This window comes from Ezakiella sp. (genome assembly GCF_034180565.1).
Taxonomy (GTDB): Bacteria; Bacillota; Clostridia; order Tissierellales; family Peptoniphilaceae; genus Ezakiella.
This window is the reverse complement of record NZ_JAXFOB010000028.1, coordinates 1-18,541: the sequence shown is the minus strand read 5'-3', so window position 1 is coordinate 18,541 and position 18,541 is coordinate 1. Positions and strand designations below refer to the sequence as shown.

The window sequence follows — 18,541 nt, the reverse complement described above, 5'->3', positions numbered from 1 at the left end:
ATGGCTAAGAGAACACAGGTCGACGATATCGACAGAGGTATTTACGACACAATATCCGATGTTAAATTTAAAAAGAAACTCGATGCCGGACTTACCAAGGAAATTACTGACAAGATAAGCGCTGAAAAAGGGGAGCCGACATGGATGAGAGATTTGAGAAGACAAGCTGTCGACATCTTCTATGAACTCGAAAATCCGGTTTGGGGTCCGGACCTTTCGGAAGTTGATTTGGACAATATTGTCACATATATAAGTCCGGAAGCGGAAATGGAAGACGATTGGTCAAAAGTTCCGACCGAAATCAAATCTATGTTTGACAAACTTGGAATTCCGGAAGCGGAAAAAGAACAACTCTTAAGCGGCGTCGGAGCGCAATATGACTCCGAAGTCGTTTACCACAATGTTCAAAAGGAACTAACGGATCAAGGCGTAATCTTTCTCGATTTCGACACGGCTGTAAAAGAACACGAAGACATCGTAAGGAAATATTTCCAAAAGGCAATTTCGCCGAGACTCCACAAATATGCCGCACTTCACTATGCGGTTTGGAGTGGCGGAACATTTGTGTATGTGCCGAAGGGCGTTCATGTTGAAGTACCTCTTCAAACATACTATAGATTAAACGCACCGGGCGCGGGACAATTTGAGCACACGATGATTATTGTCGACGAAGGCGGCTCATGCAGATTTATCGAAGGTTGCTCCGCACCGAAGTACAATGTTTTAAATATTCACGCAGGTTCTGTTGAACTTTTTGTTGAAAAGAACGCAAAGCTCAATTTCACGTCGATTGAAAACTGGTCGAGAAATATGTACAACTTAAACACAAAGCGTGCAGTTGTAGAAGAAAACGGCAGAATGGAATGGGTAGGCGGCTCGTTTGGCTCGAAAGTAAGCATGCTTTATCCGGGAACGATTTTAAACGGCGAAGGAGCTGTCACCGACAATGTCACACTCACATTTGCGGGAAGCGGACAAATCATTGAAAACGGTGCACAAATAATACACAATGCGAAAAACACGATGAGTAACATCGACTCGAGATCAATTTCAAAATCGGGCGGTGTGAGCGTATACAGAGGACTTGTTAAAATTCTTCCGCATGCATCGGGCTCAAAGAGCTCAGGTTCGTGCGAAAGTTTGATGCTTGACGATAAGTCGAGAGCGGACACGATTCCTGTAATTGTGAACGAATGCAGAGATGCTGTCGTCGGACACGAAGCGTCAATCGGAAGAGTTGACGAAGAAGTTGTGCGCTATATGATGAGCAGAGGCATAAGCGAAGTTGAAGCAAGAGCGATGATAGTAAGAGGATTTGCGGATCCTATTGCGAGAGAACTTCCGCTTGAATATGCGGTTGAGATGAACAATCTTATAAATCTTGAATTGGAAGGAACGGTGGGTTAGATGACTGAAGCAATAAAAGTAAATGAATTGGCATATAAAACATTTAACTACCTTGGTGTAAATGAGAAAAAGGTTGAAGACGAAAAACTTGTCGAAGCATTTAAATTTTTGGACGATGACTTCGGTGAGGAAATTGTTCTAAAGGATAAATCGCAAATCACAACCGAGCATACTGAATTAAACAGTTTTGCCGTCAACAGAGACAATTTCGTAATCAAAGAAGACGCGCCGATGGAATTTGGAATGATTTTTACGGGCGAGATGGATCAAGCGCACAATTTTAAAATTACGCTTGAAAAAAATGCACACGCAAAAGTATTTCTTCTTTATGATATGTACAACAGCGACCTTGTCGGAAATTACGATATAGAAATCGGAGAGAATGCAAAGCTCGAATTTGCACCGCTATTTTTGAAGGGCGCAAGAACAATTTTGGACATTCAGATTCATTTGAACGGTGAAAATTCACAAATTCATATGGAAGGCGGCTATGTTGTCGGAAGTCACAGCGACATGGATATAAATATGTACGCCGAACATGACCACAAAGACACAAACAGTCTTCTTAATATGAACGGTATATTGATGGACGGCGCAAAAAAGAGCTACAAATACACAATCGACTTCCCACGCGGTTCGACGGGCTCAAAGGGAATAGAAAGCGAAAGGACAATTGCCCTTACAAACAATTTCAAAAATACAGTTGTGCCGGTTCTTTTGGTCGGCGAAGACATGATAGAGGCGGAACACGGTGCACAACTCACGGAGCCTGATTCTGAAAAACTTGACTATATCTATTCGAGAGGAATTGACAAGAAGATGGCTGAATTTATGGTGGTCGAAGCGGAACTTTCGCAATCGATCGACATGTTCAACGAAAAGGGCAGAAAATATATATTGGAACGCCTCGAAGATATATTTTTAGGTGATAAATAATGAGTTTAAATCCAATTGAAATAAAAAAGGATTTTCCTATTTTAACGGAAGGTATCCACTATCTTGACAACGCCGCAACGACGCAAAAGCCGACGCAAGTCATAGACTCTCTTGTGGAATACTATAAAACGGAGAACGCGAACCCTCACCGCTCGGCGCACAGACTCGGGCAAATGGCAACGGAAAGCTATGAAAATGCGCGCGACACCGTTCGACGATTCATAAACGCAAAAAGAGTTGAAGAAGTTGTATTCACAAAAAATGCGACCGAATCTTTAAACATTTTGACGAATTCATTTCTCTACACTTTAAAACCGGGCGATGAAATTTTGATTACGATTGCCGAACACCATGCAAACTTTGTAAACTGGCAGGAAGTTGCAAAGAAAACGGGAGCAAAACTTGTAATCTCATACTTGAACGAAGACAGAAGTTTAAATGCCGATGAACTTTTGGGAAAAATAAATAAAAATACAACAGTTGTTTCGTTTCAAGAAGCGTCAAATGTAACGGGATACATCGTCGATGCAAAGGCACTCATAAAAGAAATTCGTGAAAAATGCGATGCAACAATAATTGTTGACGGAAGCCAAAGCGTTCCGAACAAAAGAACCGACGTTTCCGAAATGGACTGCGACTTCTTTGTCTTCAGCGGACACAAATTGCTCGCTCCGATGGGAATCGGTGTACTCTACGGCAAGCTTGAAAAGTTGAACAAACTGCCGGCGCTATTATACGGTGGAGATATGATTGAATATGTATATGAAAATGAAGCGACATATCTCGAAGCGCCTTTCAGATTTGAAGGCGGCACGCAAAACGTCGGAGGTGCGGTCGGACTTGCAAGCGCGATAAAATATCTCGAAAATATAGGAATGGACAATATCCACCAATATGAAATTGAAATTGCGAATAAAGCATACGAAAAACTAAGCAATATCGAGGGCTTGAATCTTTATACAACTTCAAACGAATCGAGAACTGCGGTGCTTTCGTTTAACATCGAAGGCGCTCATCCGCACGACATTGCGACAATTCTCGACTCAAAAGGCATCATGATTCGAAGCGGTCACCACTGTGCACAACCGCTCCACAGATACCTCGGAAGACCTTTCAGCGCAAGGGCGTCTTTCTACATCTACAACACAATGGATGAAATCGACGAACTTGTCAAAGGCATAGAACATGTGAAGGAGGTTTTGCAACTTGGAACTAGATAATATTTATACCGAACTCATTCTTCACGCATCTTCGGATAAAAAGAACTTTCGAAAAATCGAAAATCCGGACATTGAAGAACTCGGACACAACCCGTCCTGCGGCGATGAACTCACAATCTACGCAAAAATAAATGACGGAAAAATTGTGGATGCAAGTTTTACCGGTGAGGGCTGCGCAATAAGTAAAGCCTCAACCTCGCTCATGATCGACGTCATAAAAGGAAAACCTGTCGATGAAGCAAAGGAAATTATCGGAATCTTTTTAAATATGATTCGCGGTGAAGAACTCTCCAAAGATGAACTCAAAAAACTAAAAGACGCCCGCGTCTTTGAAGGCATAAAAAAATTGCCGGCGAGGGTGAAGTGTGCGACGTTAAGCTGGCATACCATGGAAAACTTATTGAATAAGTAGTGATTAAAATTTGCGGTCTATTTTGCGATAAACGGTTGATTTCGTGTTTTAGTCGTTGCGACGTACTTGCCAGTACGCCTCACTCCAAAAACACTTCATACAACCGTTTCTCATCAAAATATTCTCGCAAATTTTTTTGCGTTTTTGGGTGGGAAAGTCTTACAGAAAGTAGCGTCGGGTTATATCCCGACGCCCATTTTTGTGTCCATGAAATATATATTATTACCAACAACGCTGTGTTTATAAAATATATTCTCAAAAAATACAACGTGTAAATATTTTATACGTAGATAAAATCGACAATTATATACATTCGTAAACGCCGTCGTAGCGGGACGGCATACGTTGTGACGTAAGGAACAACGATGTCCTCCCGCCATATATGTATTTTATACAATTTACAGTCCCATCAACAATGCTGTGCTTATAAAATATCTCCCCAAAACCTCAAACCAAATTCCACCAATCTCATCAATCTCATCAAGCTCTGTTATAAAACCTTCTACCAACTTTCTCCATCGTGGCGGCGATACACCTTTTTATCTCATCTCACGACGAAATTAAAGATTTATGCTCGATGGATAAAAAAACTGGTCGCCGCTACCTACGGCGTGTCCGTATTGTCACAAAAAAATCCAATCAACATATTCTCTCAAATTGTTTTATCGAAATCGGATTTGTCGGTTCTAATAATTTTTATTTTTTAAAATTACATAAACACTTTTTAAACACTTTTTCAAATTTAAATATTAAAAAAGCCCCGGCGATTGCCGAAGCTTTTGTTTTGGTGCGGATGAAGGGATTTGAACCCCCACGTCGTGAAACACATGGCCCTCAACCATGCGCGTCTGCCAGTTCCGCCACATCCGCATATTTTTTATTTCCAATATATTATCCCGCTTAAAACCTTGCTCAAATGGGCATATATTAGGTAGGTATGAATTTCTTCAACCAACAAGTTTAATTGTAGCACAACAAATTTATTTTGTCAAGCTTTTTTTAAAAATATTTTTATTTTTTGTGAGGAGATTTTATGGACAAACTTGAGTTTATTATAAATTATATAGAAAGCGGCGAAAAGCCGACGACGGAGCAAAATCTCGGTGTTGAATGTGAGCATTTGATTTTAAAAGAGGACGGCAGGGCTGTCGGTTATTTTGATAAGGGCGGAACGCAGGATATATTTAATGATTTGGTTAATAATCAGGGGTTCGAACCGCACGTTGAAGATGGCAAGATTTTGTCGTGCAAAAAAGGCGAGTTCAGTATTTCGACCGAGCCGGGAGGGCAGATTGAGTTTTCTTCAAAGCAAAAGAGGTGCGTGAAGACGGTTGAAGCGGGAATTTTGGATTTTTATGATCTTATTATTCCGGAAATAAATAAATACGGAAACGGACTTTATACTGTTCCGTTTCAACCTGTGAGCAGAATCGAAGATTATGAGATTCTTCCTAAGGAAAGATATTATGCGATGTTCGATTATTTCAAAACTCATGGCAGGCTCAGTCATCTTATGATGAAGGGGACGACGAGCCTTCAATGTTCAATCGATTTCCACAATGAAAAGGATTATTCGAGAAAGTATGGTATGGCGACGAGGCTTACAAATATTTTCTATACTCTTTTCGACAATGTGGCTTTTAAAGAAAATCGTCCTTTGGATATTTACGCATATCGGGCAAAGATTTGGGAGCACACGGACCCGCAAAGGACAGGAGTTTTGGAACGTGCTTTTAGAGCGGATTTTTCTTATGCGGATTATGCAAAAAAGTTGCTCGACACGGATGCGATTTTCACTCTTGAAGATGGCAATTTCAAAAGATTTGACGGCACAATCGGCGAGGCAATCGGCGAGGATTTCGATGTGAAAAAACTTGAACATCTTTTAACGATGGTATTTTTTGATGTTCGCTCGAAGCGTTTCATAGAAATAAGGATGATCGATTCGCTTCCGTGGCCGTATAATATCGGAGCGGTTGCGCTCATAAATAATATTTTTTACAACGACGAAAATTTGGACCGCATGTGGAATCTTTTGGGCGATATGACTTACAAGGAACATTTGCGCTCAAGAGAAGAGATATATAAGAAGGGTCCGCAAGCAAAACTTATGGGCAAGAAGATTTCAAGATGGGGCGAGGAGATTCTTTCAGCACTTGATGTGAACGATTACGACAGAAAGTCGCTCGAGAAGATTGTGCCTTTGATGGAGGGAAACACTTTAAGAAATAAACAGCTTGAAATTTATAGTAAGACTTATAATGTCAAAGAAGCGATGGAGATAAATAAGGTTAAAACGATTCCACACACTTCGGTGGAAGATTTGAAACACGGATGTTAGATTGAGAGGGTTATATGTATAGCGATAAAGATTTAAATGATTATTTGGAAGCGGCAATGTCAAAGGACGAGTATGTCTCGGACTATAAACGTCTTTTGGATGAATGTGTAAAGAGGAAGTTTTTGTATAAAGGAAAGCCTATTCCGTTTGAATATCAACCGCTTTTGATTTCAGACAAAGACGAGGAAGCCTTTAAGCGCATTGCAAAGGAAACGATGTCGATTGTAAAGAAAGTCACCGAAAAATATGTCGAGGACGAAAGTTATAGAAAGCTTTTTGGTTATGACGATTTTGTCGAGAACCTGATTTTGCACGAGCCCAGTTATGATATGCCGGTTCCGATGGCAAGATTTGATGTTTTTTACAACGGATATGAGGATTTCGGGTTTTGCGAGATAAACACCGATGGCACTTCGGCGATGCTCGAAGACTATGCGATTGCAAGTCTTTTGTTGGAGTCGAAGATTTTCGAAGATTTGAACTGGAATTTCTCCAGATATGAGCTTTTTGACACTTGGGTAAAGAAAATCATTTCGCTTTATTCGAAAATAAAGGGCGAAAGACCGAAGACTGTTTTGATTGCGGACTTCAACGATACGGGAACGCCGGACGAGTTTTTGATGTTTAAGGAACATTTTGAAAACAATGGAGTGAAATGTATTATTGAAGATATTTCAAATTTGGATTACAATGAAGATAAAAACAGATTGATTGCAAAAGGTGAAGAGATTGACCTTGTGTACAGACGTGTTGTCATGAGCGATTTGGTTAGAAGAAAAGACGATTCAAATGCGTTTATCGAGGCTTATTTAAATGACGCTGCGGTTTATGTGGGCTCTTTTAGAAGTCAAGTTGTGCACAATAAAGTATTTTTCAGCGTGGCTCACATGGATGAAACGAAAGAGTTTTTGACGGACGAGGAAAATGAGTTTGTAAAAAAACACATTCCGTTCACGGCGCGGTTTGAAGGCGACGAAGCGTTTTTCAACAAAATTGTAAAGAACAAGGACAAATATATTTTCAAGCCGACGGATTTGAATGCGGCGAGAGGTGTTTACACCGGTAGAAGCATGAGCGAGGACGAATTTATTAAAACTGCGAAGGAGAACTTCAACACTGATTATATTTATCAGGAATTCGTCACACCGAAGGAGCTTCCGTTTTTGAAGCTTGACGGCGACAAGTTCAGCTTGATTAAGAGGAGAAATATGATAGGACTTTTCTGTTATATGGAAGAGTTCAGCGGAGTTTACGCAAGGATGGGGCTACACGATATCATCGGCTCTGCAATGGAATATGTTGCGGCGCCGGGAATCAAATATGAGAGATAATTTGGAGGCAAAAAATGTTTGCTGAAGTAAAAGACATAGTTAAAACATATGGAAAAGGCGAGAGCAAGATTTATGCAAACGATCATATTTCGTTCGGCATTGAAAAGGGCGAGCTTGCCGTTATAGTCGGTCCATCGGGAGCGGGAAAGTCGACCGTTTTAAATATTTTGGGCGGAATGGACAGAGCGGACAGCGGACAGATTATTGTCGACGGTACCGATATTTCAAACGCAACTGACAGAGAACTTACATTATATAGAAGATATAAAATCGGATTTGTTTTTCAATTTTATAATCTTGTCACAAATCTCTCGGCAAAGGAAAATGTTGAACTCGCAAGCCAAATTGTAAAGGACTCGATTCCTGCGGAGGAAATTTTAAAAGCTGTGGGTCTTGAGGGCAGGATGGACAATTTCCCGTCGGAGCTTTCGGGAGGAGAACAACAAAGGGTTGCAATTGCACGTGCGCTCTCAAAGAAGCCGGCAATTCTTCTTTGCGACGAACCGACCGGGGCGCTCGACTATCACACGGGGAAATCCGTTTTAAAACTTCTTCAGGATATGTCCAGAAAATGGGGTACGACTGTTGTCATTATCACACACAACACGGCCATAACGCCGATTGCGGACAGAGTGATTGAAATTTGGGACGCAAAGACGAGAAATATTACAGTGAATAAAAATCCGGTAAGTATTGATACTATAGAATGGTAAAAAATATGGATACTTCAAAAAAAGATGATAAAAAATTAAAAGGTGCAAAAGACAAGAAAAGTCGAATTAAGAACGCACATTTAAAGGATATTTTAAGGGAAATTTCAAATACTTGGAAAAGATTTCTCTCGATTCTTATTATGACAGCGCTCGGAGTTTTCATTCTTGTCGGGCTAAAGGTAACGGGTCCGAAGATGAGGGACAGCATTGAGCGCCACATTGTAGACCAAAATATGTACGATTTGCAAATTTCAAGTCCTGTCGGTATAAACGACGAGGATATGGAGGCTCTGGGGAAAATAACCGGTGTAAAAGAGATGGACACCGGATATTACACGGATATAGCACTCGGGGGCGAGAAAATCAATTTCAGAGTTTCGAGTCTTTCGGACAGGATTTCCGTGCCGGAGATAAAAGAGGGAAGACTTCCGGAGAAGTTCGGAGAAATCGCAGTTGAATATACTCCGAAAACCGACGGTATTAAGATTGGACAGAAGATAAGTTTCGAGAAAGAGTCGGATAAACTTAAGGAAGACAAGGACAGAGATGATTTAAAAACTTATGAATTTACGGTTGTCGGAAAAGTTATTTCAACGGACTATTTGATTCAAGCGAACAAAGGAGTTTCGGAAATTTCGACGGGCACAATCGACACGGTTGCATATGTGACGAAGGAAAATTTTGACAAGGATGTGTTTTCTTTTGTAAAATACACTTTTAAAAGCACCGAGGGTGTAAATTCGGATTCCGACAAATACGAAAATATAACATCTGTAAAAAAGAGCGATGCCATAGAAATTTTGGAGCCGAGAGCAAGTATAAAGTTTGCGGAGATTAAAGAAAAGAACCAAAGGAAAATCGACGATGCGTCGAAAGAAATTAGAGACGGCAGAAAAGAGCTCCAAGACGCCGAAGATAAACTTGCCGATGCAAAGAAAAAACTCGAAGACGGCAAAAAGAAATTGGCAAATGCCGAAAATGAACTTAAAACAAAGACGGCAGATGCAAATAAGAAGCTGGCGGACGGAGCAAATGAGATTGAAGACGGCAAGAAGAAATTAAAAGACGCCGAAGAAAAGTATTTGACGGGTAAAAAAGAATACGAAGACGGTCTTCGAAAATACAATGAGGCTTTAAAAAACAGCGGTCTTGAAGAAAAGAAGGCGGAACTTACCGACAACAAGGAAAAAGTTGCAGCGGGACTGATTGCAATTGCAGAAAATAAGGTGAAGCTCGAAGGGGCACTTTCCGAGATTGAGGGAATTGAAGCACAATTAAATGATGCAATTCAAAAGAAAACGGAAGCAAATCTTTCGCATTTGGAAGAGGACTACAAGCTTGCGGAGGTTTTAAAGAAAAAAGAAGAGGCTGCGGCAGGCTTAGAAGAAGTTCAGTCGAAGGAAGCTGAGCTAGAAATAAATAAAAAGAAAATCGAAGAAGGTCTTTCGCAAATTGAAGAGGCTGAAGAAAAGTTAAATAAAAATAAAGAAAAGCTGGATGTTGCAAAAAAAGAACTTGAAACCGGAAAAGCTGAAATTGAAAAAAACAAGGAAAAGCTTAAAAAAGCGGAAAAGGATCTTGCAGACGGAAGAATTACTTTAAATCGCGAATTAAGAGATGCGAATGAAAAAATTCGTAAGGCGAAAGTTGAACTTCAAGACGGCGAAAAAGAATACAACGAAAACAACGAAAAATTTATTTCCAAAAAAGCGGAAGTGCTTGAAACGCTCGACGAGGGTGAAAAGAAAATAAACGATGCGAAGGAAATGATTGACAAGCTGAATGAGCCGAAGTTTAAAGTGGAAACGAGAAAGGACAACGACAGTCTGTTCTTTATGATTGACTCGTCGCACAAGCTCGACATTGTCAGCTGGATTTTCCCGCTCTTTTTCTTCTTTGTTGCAATCCTCGTTTCACTTACAACAATGACCAGAATGGTCGAAGAAAAGAGAATCGAAATCGGCACATACAAGGCGCTCGGCTTCTCGACGGCAAGCATTTCGATGAAATATATTTCATACGGACTGATATCGAGTTTGATTGGAGGAATTATCGGGGCGACGTTCGGCTCGGTACTTTTGCCGAAAATAATTTATCACGCATACTCCGCAAGTTTTGTCATAAAAGAGCTCACGGGTTTTGTAAATCCGTTCATTAACATCGTTGCGATACTTTTCGGAGTTTTGGTAAATATGCTTGCAACACTAAGCGTTGTGCTCTCGTCATTAAGAGAAAATGCAGCCTCTCTTATGCGACCGAAACCGCCGAAAAAAGTTAAAAAAATGCTCATTGAAAAAATTAAATTTATATGGAACAGACTCGGTTTTATCGGAAAAGTCACAATGAGAAATGTGTTCAGATATAAGTCGAGAATGTTTATGACGATTTTCGGAATTGCAGGATGTACGGGGCTTTTGTTCCTCGGATTCAGCTTGAGAGAAGCGCTCGGCGGAATAGAATCGCGTCAGTTTGAAAAGATTATGAAATACGATTTTCAAATTGTCACCGACGAAATGCTCGGCGACGAAGGAAGAGAAGACTATCTGAAATTCTTAAAGAGCGATGACGTCAAGGGTTATATGAATGCGTACACTCAAAGCTTCACATACGAAAATGAAAATGGGCGCGATCAACAGGTGGCTCTTGTCGTGCCGGAGAATAAGGAAGAATTTGACGAATATATCGAGCTTTTTGTGGAAAAGCAATTTAAAAAAGACAGATACTATGAGCTTGACGGCGTTATGATTACAAAGAAACTTGGCGAGATAAGACCGCGAGGCAAAAGCGACATAGAGCTTCGAGACTCGGACCTCGTTGAAACGAAAATAATACCGGACGGAGTTGTCGACAACTACATCGGTCACTTTGTATTTATGCCGAAAGAGATTTATGAACAAAAATTCGACAAAAAATACGAAACCAATTCGTACTATATTAAATTGAATGATTTGTCGAAAAAGGATTCGATTATTGCGGAGTTACGAAAGAACAAATCTATTTTGAGCGTCGTCGATTTCACCGAGGGCAAAATGGCGATAGACAATTGGACCACCTCGGTTGCGGCGGTTGTTTATATTATCATAATCTGCTCCTCGATTCTTGCGATGGTTGTTCTATACAATCTCTCAAATATAAATATCGAGGAAAGAAAAAGAGAACTCTCGACAATCAAAGTTTTAGGATTTACAAACAAAGAACTTTCGGAATACATTTACCGCGAGACTTATATCTTGACTGTTATAGGTATACTTGCCGGATTTTTGGTCGGGTGGGGAATGTTAATTGCAGTTGCGGAAATACTTCCGCCGGACAATATAATTCTAAACACTATAATTTCGTTTAGACCGTATTTGTATTCCGCACTCATAAGTTTGTTCTTCACATTCGTGGTTGAGTTTATTGTAAGAAGGAGATTAAAAACTATAGATATGGTAAGTTCACTAAAAGCTTACGAATAAGTTAAAATTTATTAAGAAGCGGTACAAACGTGTAATTCGCGTCACGTGATTGGGGTCACTTAAATGACTTCATATTCTTGACAAAGGTTACATTTTGTTATATAATTACTAGTTGATGGGGGTATAAACCCTCAAAATAAAAAGGAGGAACATATAAATGTCCAAGAAATTTTTAGCAGTATTAATCGCTGCCATCCTTGCACTAAGTGTACTCGCAGGATGCGGAAAAGATACTGGAAAAGAGTCAGACAAAACAACTGACACAACAGAAACAACTGATCAAACAGACAAAACTGATGATCAAAAAGACACAACCGATGACAATACAGACGCTGAAACAACAGATACAGCTGATGCAGAAGCTGATGAAGACCAATTCATCAACACATTCATCGGATCATGGCCAAACACATTCGACCCTGCAACAGGCGACGATATGTATGGTAACGGTGTACTTGTCAACACACTTGAACCACTTATTCGTGTAGACGAAGATGAAAACGGCGGTTCAATCTATGTACCTGCAGGTGCAGAAAGTTGGGAATTAAGCGATGACGGACTTTCATACACATTCCACATCAGACAAGGAATGAAATGGACAGACGGAGAAGAACTTAATGCACAAGATTATGCATATGCAATTCGTCGTTCAGCAGCTCCTGAAACGGCTTGCCCATTTGCAAACCTCGTATACCTTGTAAAGAACGGCGAAGCTGTTAACAAGGGAGAAAAACCTGTTGAAGAACTCGGCGTTGAAACACCGGATGACTACACATTGAAAGTAACTCTTGAAAACGAATGCCCATACTATTTGGATACAGTTACACAAAGAGTATATTTCCCACAAAGAAAAGACATGGTTGAAGCATTAGGTGACCAATACGGTGCATCTGAAATTGAAAACATCCCTGTATGTGGACCTTTCAAAATTGCTGATATGACAATCAACAACGAAATCGTTTATGAAAAGAACGAAGAATTCTGGAATGCAGCAAATGTTAAACTCCAAAGAGTTAACGCTCAAATCTTGAACGACCCTAACACAATCAACAACGCTTTATTGACAGGCGAACTTGACTTTGCAGGTGTAGGTGACCCTAAATGGCAAGCACAACTTGCTGAAACAGGCGAATACACAAGAATCACAAACTTGAACCCATGGACAGGTTACTGGCTCATGAACTTCAACGAAGGTTCAAACGTTGCTAACACAAAGATTACAAGAGCTATCGCTGCTGTACTTGACAGAGAACAAATCATCGAAACAGCATGGAACGGAAACCCTGTTGCAGCTTACGCATTTGTTCCACCGACAGTAAGAGTTCAAGGTGAAGAATTCAACAAAGAAGGCGAAGGACCTGCTCTCGATCTTAAGAACGACATCGAAGATCCAAAGGCATTGTTTGAAGAAGGATGTAAAGAAATGGGCAAAGACCCTGCAACTGTAACTATCAAATTGATGGGTTCAGACATTTCAAACGAAGGACGTATCGCAATCGAAGGATTCCAACAACAAGTTGAAAATGCTCTCGGATGCAAAGTTGAAGCTTCAAACCACGAATGGAACGACTTCTCAAACCGTCTAAAAGCTAATGACTACGATATCGCTTGGCTCGCATGGAACGCAGACTTCAACGACCCGTCAAACTTCCTCGAAACAAACTATTCAAAGACACGTGCTTATCCAACAGCATGGACAAACGAAAAGTTTGACAGTCTAATCGAAGAAGCAAGAGTAACACTTGATGCAAAGAAGAGAGGAGAACTCCTACACGAAGCTGAAAGAATTCTTATCTATGAAGATGCAGCATTAGTTCCTATCAACCACGCAGTTTCAAACGTATTCAGAAGAAACTACGTAAAGGGAGCAAGAAACAACTACTTCCAATCAATGGGACTTCAAGTACTTTATACAGTAGGAAGAGACAACTAGTAAGAATAATAGCTGAGACAGCTATAAATAAATAGGTTTTGGGAGGGTCTGTGTTTATACACGGACTTTTCCCTATATTCCTACATAAAGGAGGAAATATGACAAGATATATACTTAAGCGTGTAGCGTTTATGGTTTTGTCAGTAATTGTAGTTTCTGCAGCCACTTTCTGGATGATGCACTCAGTACCTGGAAATCCGTTGGCGACAAGAGCTCGTAAGAACTTACCTGAACAAGTTCTCGAAAACTACAACAAAAAATACGGACTTGACAAACCGGTTGCAACGCAATATGCGCTTTTTGTTAAGAATGCATTACAAGGAGACTTCGGAGAATCAATTGTTTATCCGGGGCAACAAATTTCAAAGACAATAGCTAAAACTGCACCTGTCAGTGGTAAACTCGGACTTATTTCAATATTTTTCGGTTTTACAATCGGTGTTGCATTTGGTTTTATTGCCGCACTGAATAGAGGAAAATGGCCTGACTTCTTGGTCATTACGATAGCTATTTTGGGGGTAACAATACCTTCATTCGTTATGGCAAGTTTGCTACAATATTTCTTCGGAGCAAAACTCAAATGGTTCCCGATAACATATAGAAAAGGAAACTGGAAGAGTTTTGTTATGCCGATTATTGCGTTATCCTTCGGTACAATTGCAACATACGCAAGATATATGCGTTCATCAGTACTCGAAGTTATTAACTCGGATTATGTATTAACGGCACGTGCTAAAGGCGTTACAGAAATGGGAATCCTTTTCAAGCACATCTTAAAAAATGCTATGATTCCGGCTGTTACAATTTTGGGACCTCAAATCACAGGGGTTTTTGCCGGCTCATTTATTATTGAAAAAATATTTAATATACCGGGATTGGGTCAATTCTTAGTAAGCTCCATCGGAAGCAGAGACTACCCATTCATCATTTCAACCACAGTTTTATTCGGATTTTTATTTGTTTTATCACAACTTATCGTTGACATAGTATATGGATTCCTTGATCCGAGAATCAAGTTGGCGGAATAGGAGGATCATATGGAAAAAGAAATAAAAGATACAAATCTTAATATTACGCCTGAAATGTTTAAAAGAATCCCGAAAGACGATGTAGAAGCTGAAAAGATCGCTAGACCTATTATCACATTCTGGGAAGACGTTTGGCGCAGACTCAAAATGAACAAGGCTGCAATGATGTCAATAGGTATAATAGTCCTTTTGATATTTATGGTTATTGCAGGTCCATATTTTAATAATTTTTCATTTAAAGAACAAAATGCACAAGCACTTAACATCTCACCGAACGGAACATATTGGTTCGGAACCGACACCGCGGGACGTGACATATTTACACGTGTTTGGGTCGGGGGTAGAGTTTCTATTGTAATCGGTCTTGTCTGTGCATTCATCGCAATGATTGTCGGTGTTGCATACGGTTCAATCGCAGGACTTGTAGGCGGAAAAGTTGATAACATCATGATGAGAATCGTTGAAATTATATCATGTTTACCATATCTTCTCATCGTTATCCTCGTCTGCTTGTGGCTCAACAAAACAAACCTGGGCTCAATACTTCTTGCGCTCTCACTTACAAGCTGGACCGGAACAAGCCGAATGGTTCGTGGTCAAGTACTTTCCGTAAAGAACGAAGAATACGTACTTGCTGCAAGAACACTCGGCGTTCCTACATGGAAAGTTATTATAAGACATATAATTCCAAACGTACTTGCAATCGTTATCGTTGGACTTACATTTGATATTCCGGGATTCATCTTCTCCGAAGCATTCCTTTCATACATGGGTATCGGACTTCAACCGCCTGATGTATCATGGGGGATTATGGCTTCTGAAGCACAAACACAAATGATGTTCTACCCATATCAATTGTTCTTCCCTACACTTATGATTGCTCTAACAATGTTATCATTTACACTATTGGGTGACGGTCTTCGCGACGCACTTGATCCGAAGTTAAGAAAGTAGAGAGAAATATGGAGAATAAAACAAAGAATAATGATTCAAAACTTTTGCTCGATGTTCAAAATCTCAGCGTTTCGTTTCATACTTACGCGGGTGAAGTAAAAGCTGTCAGAGGACTTAACTTTCACTTAAACAAAGGGGAAACATTGGCATTTGTAGGTGAATCCGGATGCGGTAAATCCGTTACTGCAAAAGCTCTTATGAGAATACTTCCAAAGGATTCATCGGAAATAAAAAAAGACAGTAAAATAATGTATGACGGTGAAAACGTCATGGATATGAAGGGAAAAAGACTTACACAACTTCGCGGCGGAGAAATCGCAATGATATTCCAAGACCCGATGACAAGTTTGAACCCTGTTTTAACAATCGGCTTTCAAATTACAGAAGCCTTAAAAATTCACAGAAATCTTTCAAAAGCTGACGCAAAGAAAGAAGCGGTAAGGCTCCTCGACATGGTTCAAATTCCTGAACCTGAAAAACGTCTAAAAAGCTATCCGCATGAACTCTCAGGCGGAATGAGACAAAGAGTTATGATTGCTATGGCCCTCTCATGCTCACCTGAACTTCTTATCGCAGACGAACCGACAACCGCTCTTGACGTAACAATTCAAGCGCAAATTCTTGACCTTATTAAAGACCTCAAGGAACAAATGCACACAGCTGTTATACTTGTTACACACGACTTGGGAGTTGTTGCAAACTTTGCAGACAGAATCCAAGTAATGTATGCGGGAAGCATTATTGAAGAAGGAACGACAGACGAAATATTCTATGAATCTCGTCACCCGTACACTTGGGCTCTTCTAAACTCGGTACCGAAAGTTCACCAAAAGAGCGAAGACCTTAGAGCTCTTGGAGGAACACCTCCGGATCTACTTCTTCCGCTTCACGGCTGTCCGTTTGCACCGAGATGTTCACGCGCTATGGAAATTTGCAAAAAAATTGCACCGGAATGCACACACCACTCGGAAACACACCGCTCATGGTGCTGGCTTGAACACGAATATGCCGGAGACATAGATTGGCAAGATATGAGAGAAGGTGGCTATTAATGGATAAGAAAAACGTATTAATAGAAGTAAAAGATTTGAGTAAACACTTTAATGTTGGAAGAAATCTGGTTCTTAAAGCAGTTGATGACGTCACATTCAACATCTACAAAGGAGAAACCTTCGGAGTAGTTGGAGAATCGGGATGCGGAAAAACAACTTGCGGAAGAACAGTTCTCGGAATGTACGACGCTACAAAAGGACAAGTTCTTTATGAAGGCAAAGACATTCACTCGATGGACAAAAAAGAAAGATTTGACTTTAAAAAGAAAGCTCAATATATATTCCAAGACCCTTACGCATCGCTTGACCCGAGAATGACTATCGGAAGCATCATTGCGGAAGGAATGGATGTCCACTTCAAAATGACTGACGAAGAAAGACAAAATAAAATTGACAGACTTTTAAACATCGTCGGACTTAACAAAGAACATGGCGCTCGTTTCCCACACGAACTCTCAGGGGGACAAAGACAACGTGTAGGTATCGCAAGATGCCTCGCAGTTGAACCTGAATTTATCGTGTGCGACGAACCGATTTCAGCTCTTGACGTATCAATTCAAGCTCAAATCGTAAACCTCTTGAACAAACTGCAAAATGAAATGGGACTAACATACATGTTCATATCCCACGACCTCTCAATGGTAAAACACATCAGTGACAGAATCGCTGTTATGTACCTTGGAAGCGTTGCAGAGCTTGCTCAAGCTGACATGATCTACGAAGACAGCTTGCACCCATACACACAAGCTCTGATCTCTGCAATTCCTGTTCCGGACCCACACGTTGGTAGACAAAATAAAAGAATTAAAATCGAAGGCGAAGTTCCGTCTCCGATCAACGTTCCGCCGGGATGTAAATTTGCAGGCCGTTGTCCGAAATGCATGGACATCTGTAGAAAGGAAACCCCGCGACTTCGCGAAGTTAAACCTGAACATTTTGTGGCATGTCATCTATATGACGGAAAAGAACTTTAATATATTTGCGGTCTATTTTGCGATAAACGGTTGATCTCGTGTTTTCGTCGCTGCGACGTACTTGCCAGTACGCCTCACTCCAAAAACACTCTATCTAACCGTTTCTCATCAAAATATGCTCGCAAATCACATTGTTTTATATAAGAATCGGCAACTGCCGGTTCTTTTTTTGTTTATAAAATGTATGATGTCGCAATCGCGCCGTAGCGGGATGGCATACGTTGTGACGTAAGGAACAAGGATGTCCTCCCGCCCATTTTTGTGTATGTGAAATATGTATTACTACCAACAACGTTGTTTCTATAAAATATCTCCCGAAAAAACCCATATGATTTATAAATATATTTTCGCTCTGTGTGTTTCTAAGAAAGTAGCGTCACATGCAAAGTTGAAGTCTGCGACTCATTTCTCCTATTCGTCGAAATGTCGTCGTACGTCTTTGCGGAAGACCTACCATCGTGTTTTTGATTTTTCAAATCAAAAAGCACGGGTTAGGGCTATCTTTTCGCGATAAACGATTGATCTCGTGTTTTCGTCGCTGCGACGTACTTGCCAGTACGCCTCACTCCTAAAATATTTCATCTAAGCGTTTCTCATCGAAAATTCCACGCAAATTACGTTGATTATGAAAGAATCGGTATAATGACATGCACCCACAAACCCGGACAAAATAACCGCGTTTACTACACGGCTTGTAACCTGTACTCAACAGGTGACAGGCCGTGTAATTTTGTCTTTATTCTCTTGTTATTATACCAGTCAATATATTCTCTAATAGCACT

The 18,541-nt window shown here is 40.4% G+C and carries 14 protein-coding genes and 1 tRNA gene; 13 read left to right on the top strand and 2 right to left on the bottom strand.

Features of this window, described 5'->3' with window-relative positions; translation table 11 throughout:
- Genes sufB through sufU form a run of 4 tightly spaced genes read left to right on the top strand, consistent with a single transcriptional unit; the run spans position 1 to position 3,975 of the window.
- A complete protein-coding gene (gene sufB / locus SPI61_RS05730; protein ID WP_321137161.1) occupies positions 1 to 1,407 on the top strand; it encodes a Fe-S cluster assembly protein SufB in 1,407 nt (468 codons plus the stop codon).
- Positions 1,408 to 2,343: a SufD family Fe-S cluster assembly protein gene (locus SPI61_RS05725; RefSeq protein ID WP_321137160.1), complete on the top strand. Its 936-nt coding sequence runs from the start codon at positions 1,408 to 1,410 to the stop codon at positions 2,341 to 2,343.
- Positions 2,343 to 3,563 carry a SufS family cysteine desulfurase gene (locus SPI61_RS05720; protein ID WP_321137159.1) on the top strand — a complete coding sequence of 407 codons (1,221 nt, stop codon included), beginning with the start codon at positions 2,343 to 2,345 and terminating at the stop codon, positions 3,561 to 3,563. The genes SPI61_RS05725 and SPI61_RS05720 overlap by 1 nt, the downstream gene beginning before the upstream one ends.
- Entirely contained in the window at positions 3,550 to 3,975 is a 426-nt protein-coding gene (sufU, locus tag SPI61_RS05715) for a Fe-S cluster assembly sulfur transfer protein SufU (RefSeq protein ID WP_321137158.1), read from the top strand. Before SPI61_RS05720 ends, sufU begins: the two co-directional genes overlap by 14 nt.
- 785 nt (positions 3,976 to 4,760) lie before the next feature.
- Here sufU and SPI61_RS05710 read toward each other — a convergent pair.
- A tRNA-Leu gene (locus SPI61_RS05710) sits at positions 4,761 to 4,845 on the bottom strand.
- Between the two features lie 163 nt (positions 4,846 to 5,008).
- Here SPI61_RS05710 and SPI61_RS05705 point away from each other — a divergent pair.
- From SPI61_RS05705 to SPI61_RS05665, 9 genes are all read left to right on the top strand, one after another.
- Positions 5,009 to 6,316, top strand: coding sequence for a glutamate-cysteine ligase family protein (locus tag SPI61_RS05705; RefSeq protein WP_321137157.1), 1,308 nt, complete (start codon positions 5,009 to 5,011; stop codon positions 6,314 to 6,316).
- A 14-nt stretch (positions 6,317 to 6,330) separates the two neighbouring features.
- Positions 6,331 to 7,647, top strand: a complete 1,317-nt coding sequence (locus SPI61_RS05700) for a glutathionylspermidine synthase family protein (protein WP_321137156.1) — start codon at positions 6,331 to 6,333, stop codon at positions 7,645 to 7,647.
- A 14-nt stretch (positions 7,648 to 7,661) separates the two neighbouring features.
- Positions 7,662 to 8,360 carry an ABC transporter ATP-binding protein gene (locus SPI61_RS05695; RefSeq protein ID WP_321137155.1) on the top strand — a complete coding sequence of 233 codons (699 nt, stop codon included), beginning with the start codon at positions 7,662 to 7,664 and terminating at the stop codon, positions 8,358 to 8,360.
- A gap of 5 nt (positions 8,361 to 8,365) precedes the next feature.
- Positions 8,366 to 11,818 carry an ABC transporter permease gene (locus tag SPI61_RS05690; protein WP_321137154.1) on the top strand — a complete coding sequence of 1,151 codons (3,453 nt, stop codon included), beginning with the start codon at positions 8,366 to 8,368 and terminating at the stop codon, positions 11,816 to 11,818.
- A gap of 157 nt (positions 11,819 to 11,975) precedes the next feature.
- Complete coding sequence (locus tag SPI61_RS05685) at positions 11,976 to 13,751, top strand: peptide ABC transporter substrate-binding protein (protein ID WP_321137153.1); 1,776 nt, start codon at positions 11,976 to 11,978, stop codon at positions 13,749 to 13,751.
- Positions 13,752 to 13,849: 98 nt separating this feature from the next.
- Complete coding sequence (locus SPI61_RS05680) at positions 13,850 to 14,779, top strand: ABC transporter permease (RefSeq protein ID WP_321137152.1); 930 nt, start codon at positions 13,850 to 13,852, stop codon at positions 14,777 to 14,779.
- A 9-nt stretch (positions 14,780 to 14,788) separates the two neighbouring features.
- Positions 14,789 to 15,733: an ABC transporter permease gene (locus SPI61_RS05675; protein WP_321137151.1), complete on the top strand. Its 945-nt coding sequence runs from the start codon at positions 14,789 to 14,791 to the stop codon at positions 15,731 to 15,733.
- Positions 15,734 to 15,741: 8 nt separating this feature from the next.
- Positions 15,742 to 16,785, top strand: a complete 1,044-nt coding sequence (locus SPI61_RS05670; RefSeq protein WP_321137150.1) for an ABC transporter ATP-binding protein — start codon at positions 15,742 to 15,744, stop codon at positions 16,783 to 16,785.
- Positions 16,785 to 17,759, top strand: coding sequence for an oligopeptide/dipeptide ABC transporter ATP-binding protein (locus tag SPI61_RS05665; protein ID WP_321137149.1), 975 nt, complete (start codon positions 16,785 to 16,787; stop codon positions 17,757 to 17,759). The genes SPI61_RS05670 and SPI61_RS05665 overlap by 1 nt, the downstream gene beginning before the upstream one ends.
- A gap of 683 nt (positions 17,760 to 18,442) precedes the next feature.
- On the opposite strand, the gene SPI61_RS05660 is transcribed toward SPI61_RS05665, so the two are convergent.
- Positions 18,443 to 18,541, bottom strand: a 99-nt coding sequence (locus tag SPI61_RS05660; RefSeq protein ID WP_321136885.1) for an IS3 family transposase, incomplete at its 5' end; no start/stop codon positions are given.

Bases quoted from the DNA above. Each gene is read 5' to 3' on its own strand.
- SPI61_RS05705 (WP_321137157.1), top strand. From the start codon at position 5,009: ATGGACAAACTTGAGTTTATTATAAATTATATAGAAAGCGGCGAAAAG.
- sufB (WP_321137161.1), top strand. From the start codon at position 1: ATGGCTAAGAGAACACAGGTCGACGATATCGACAGAGGTATTTACGAC.
- SPI61_RS05685 (WP_321137153.1), top strand. From the start codon at position 11,976: ATGTCCAAGAAATTTTTAGCAGTATTAATCGCTGCCATCCTTGCACTA.
- SPI61_RS05695 (WP_321137155.1), top strand. From the start codon at position 7,662: ATGTTTGCTGAAGTAAAAGACATAGTTAAAACATATGGAAAAGGCGAG.
- SPI61_RS05690 (WP_321137154.1), top strand. From the start codon at position 8,366: ATGGATACTTCAAAAAAAGATGATAAAAAATTAAAAGGTGCAAAAGAC.
- SPI61_RS05720 (WP_321137159.1), top strand. From the start codon at position 2,343: ATGAGTTTAAATCCAATTGAAATAAAAAAGGATTTTCCTATTTTAACG.
- SPI61_RS05670 (WP_321137150.1), top strand. From the start codon at position 15,742: ATGGAGAATAAAACAAAGAATAATGATTCAAAACTTTTGCTCGATGTT.
- SPI61_RS05725 (WP_321137160.1), top strand. From the start codon at position 1,408: ATGACTGAAGCAATAAAAGTAAATGAATTGGCATATAAAACATTTAAC.
- SPI61_RS05680 (WP_321137152.1), top strand. From the start codon at position 13,850: ATGACAAGATATATACTTAAGCGTGTAGCGTTTATGGTTTTGTCAGTA.
- SPI61_RS05675 (WP_321137151.1), top strand. From the start codon at position 14,789: ATGGAAAAAGAAATAAAAGATACAAATCTTAATATTACGCCTGAAATG.
- SPI61_RS05700 (WP_321137156.1), top strand. From the start codon at position 6,331: ATGTATAGCGATAAAGATTTAAATGATTATTTGGAAGCGGCAATGTCA.
- SPI61_RS05665 (WP_321137149.1), top strand. From the start codon at position 16,785: ATGGATAAGAAAAACGTATTAATAGAAGTAAAAGATTTGAGTAAACAC.